At 66.2% G+C, this 2,457-nt stretch carries 1 protein-coding gene; it reads right to left on the bottom strand.

Annotated elements, in window-relative coordinates; translation table 11 throughout:
• A partial coding sequence (locus EN893_RS29105; RefSeq protein WP_281062513.1) for an AsmA-like C-terminal region-containing protein occupies positions 1-2,457 on the bottom strand: 2,457 nt, incomplete at both ends.

The raw sequence follows: 2,457 nt of genomic DNA, 5'->3' as shown, positions 1-2,457 counted from the left end.
GTCAGGAACTGCGCCAGCGGCTCACTGTCGAATGCTCGTTTGACCGCGCCGAACGGCCCCTCGGCGGTGAAATTCACGACCGGCTCGGAGCCGACCAGTGCCTCGTCGCCAGGCCGATAGGTGATCGCACCCTTGGCCGACACCGTGGCCGCGTTGAGATCCGCCGTGACGTCGGCGGACAAGGTCGCCGCCGGATTTTCCAGGCTGACCGGTGGCGCCCGCAGCGTGCCGCCGGCAACCGTGAAAGCTATGTCGGCATCGCCAGCGGCAAAGCTGCCGTCAGCGGCGATGTCGGGCGCAAAGCCGGCGGTCTTGGCCGTATCGATATCGCGCCCGATCGCATCCGCCTTGGCGAGGAATGCACTGAACGCATCTGGATTGACGCCAGCAACTTTCACGCCCTTCAACGCCGCCGTGCCGGAGCCGGACAAGGCGGCCACCATCCCTTCGACCGATTTGCCGCTGCTTGACAGCGCCGTCGAGAAATCGCCGATGCCGCTGATGCCGGCATCCGGCAGCACGGTCGCCAGATCGGCGCCCGCCAGTTTCATCTGGCCAGAGAACAGGCCGGTTCCGTCATTGTTCTTCAGTTCGAACAGGCCGGTGAGCGCCCCGCTCAGCAATTTCGCCTTCAAATCCGAAACGCGGATGCCTTCCTGGTCGAGCTTGAGCGAAAAGGCGGCATCATAGGCGGTGGCGAACCGACCGGCGGCGAGCGCTGCCGTCGTCAGGTCTAGGTCGGCGGTGAACGGCAGGTTGGATTTCTGGCTGAACGGTGTCGCCGGCCACACGCCACCCTTGTTGGTTTCTTCCTTGTCGGCAAGAAAGGCGGAATCGCCGAACAGCGCCACCGCCATCGGATCGAGGTCGAGTTCGTCGAGCATCAGCGCCCCGGCCAGATGCGGCACGCCGGCCTTGCCGTCGACCCCCTCCTTTACATCGATATTGACGTCGCCGGACACCGCCGCTTCGTTGATAGCGCCGTTGAGTTCGTCCAGCACCAGCAGACCGTTGCCATAATCGCCCTGCGCCGAGAACGACGTCGACATGCCCGCCCCCATGCCCGGCAGGCCGATACCTGTCGTCATCAGCCATGGCTCGATGTCGGCGGCGTCGAGGCTGAGCTTGCCCTTGGCGGCGAAGCCTTGCGGCGTATCGGCGATCGTCCCCTCGAAACCCGCCTTGAAGTCGTTGCCGGCAAGGCTGAAATTCGTCGTCAGGCCGCCGCCGAGCGTACCCTTGGCCTGAATGTCGGTGCTCGCCTCGCCCAGCATGCCGAGCGGCAGTGCCGGCAGGCCGTAGAGGGCCAGCAGCGTGGTGGCATCAGGGTTTTTGGCATTGAAGGTAAGCGCCACCGGCGCTTCGAGAAGCTTGTCCACCGCCCCCTTTCCCGACAGCGATGCGGAAAAGGCCGAGCCGCCGGCCTTGCCTTGTCCGCTCACCGCCAGGCCCGTGGTGCCGTCGCCATTGTCGGCCGCACTCGCCACGAGGTCGACACGCGCATCCTGGAACAGCTCGGGATAGGCTGCGGCACGGCTCGCCAGTCCCTTGAGCACGGCGCTGTCGGGATAATGCCGGGCGGCGACGTCGATCAGCGGCTTCAGATCGACGGCAACCACCGATGCATCGAGCTTGCCGGTCGGGCTCGCCGGGAAATCCTTGATCCTGCCGGTGGCGCTGATCGAGGCGCCGGCCAGCCCGCCCACCGACAGCCGGTCGATTTCGAGCAGCCCGTCGCGCAGCCTGAGCGCCGTGTCGACGGTATCCGCGGTCAACCCGCCAGCGTTGACCGGCCCTGCCTTGATCTGGAAATCGAGGTCGCGGTCGGCAAAGCGATTGGCGCCCTTGTCGCTGACGAAGATCGAGGCGAAGGCCGCCAGCCCGTCGACATCGAGGTCGCCCCCTTCGAGACGCATCAGCACTGAGGGCTTGGCATCGTCGGGCTGGCTGGAATCGATGCGGCCGGAAAACTTCGCCTTGCCCAGGATCAATTCGAGATCGCTGAAGGCCTGGCGCTTCTGCGAGAGGTCGACCTTGGCCTTGAAGCCGGCGGCAGGGAGACGGCGGATCGCCTCGTCGACATCCTTCGACAGCCAGGCGGCAAAGCCGGAGGGTTGCGCCACGGCCAGCAGCAGCGAGCCGTTGAAGCCGAAATGACCCTCCAAATTGAGCACGAGCATGCCATCGGCTTCCAACGTGGTGCGGCCGGGCAAGGTCGCGGCAAGCGATTTCACCGACCAGCCGCCATCGACCGGCTCGGCGGAAAGATGCACGTCGCGCACCGTGGTGTCGCCGACCACCACCGCCGGCAGCTTGACCTCGACAGTGCCGGGAATGGTCGGCCTCGGCATGTCGAGCAGCGCCTGCTCAAACGCCGCGATGCGCTGATCCAGCGTCAGACCGGCGCCGGCTTCGGCGCCCACCGCCTCGTCGAACTGCACCTGCGCGCCATTGGCC

The sequence above is a fragment of the Mesorhizobium sp. M7A.F.Ca.CA.004.04.2.1 genome, assembly GCF_004022825.1.
Taxonomy (GTDB): domain Bacteria; phylum Pseudomonadota; class Alphaproteobacteria; order Rhizobiales; family Rhizobiaceae; genus Mesorhizobium.
This window is presented reverse-complemented; position numbering and strand designations above follow the sequence as displayed.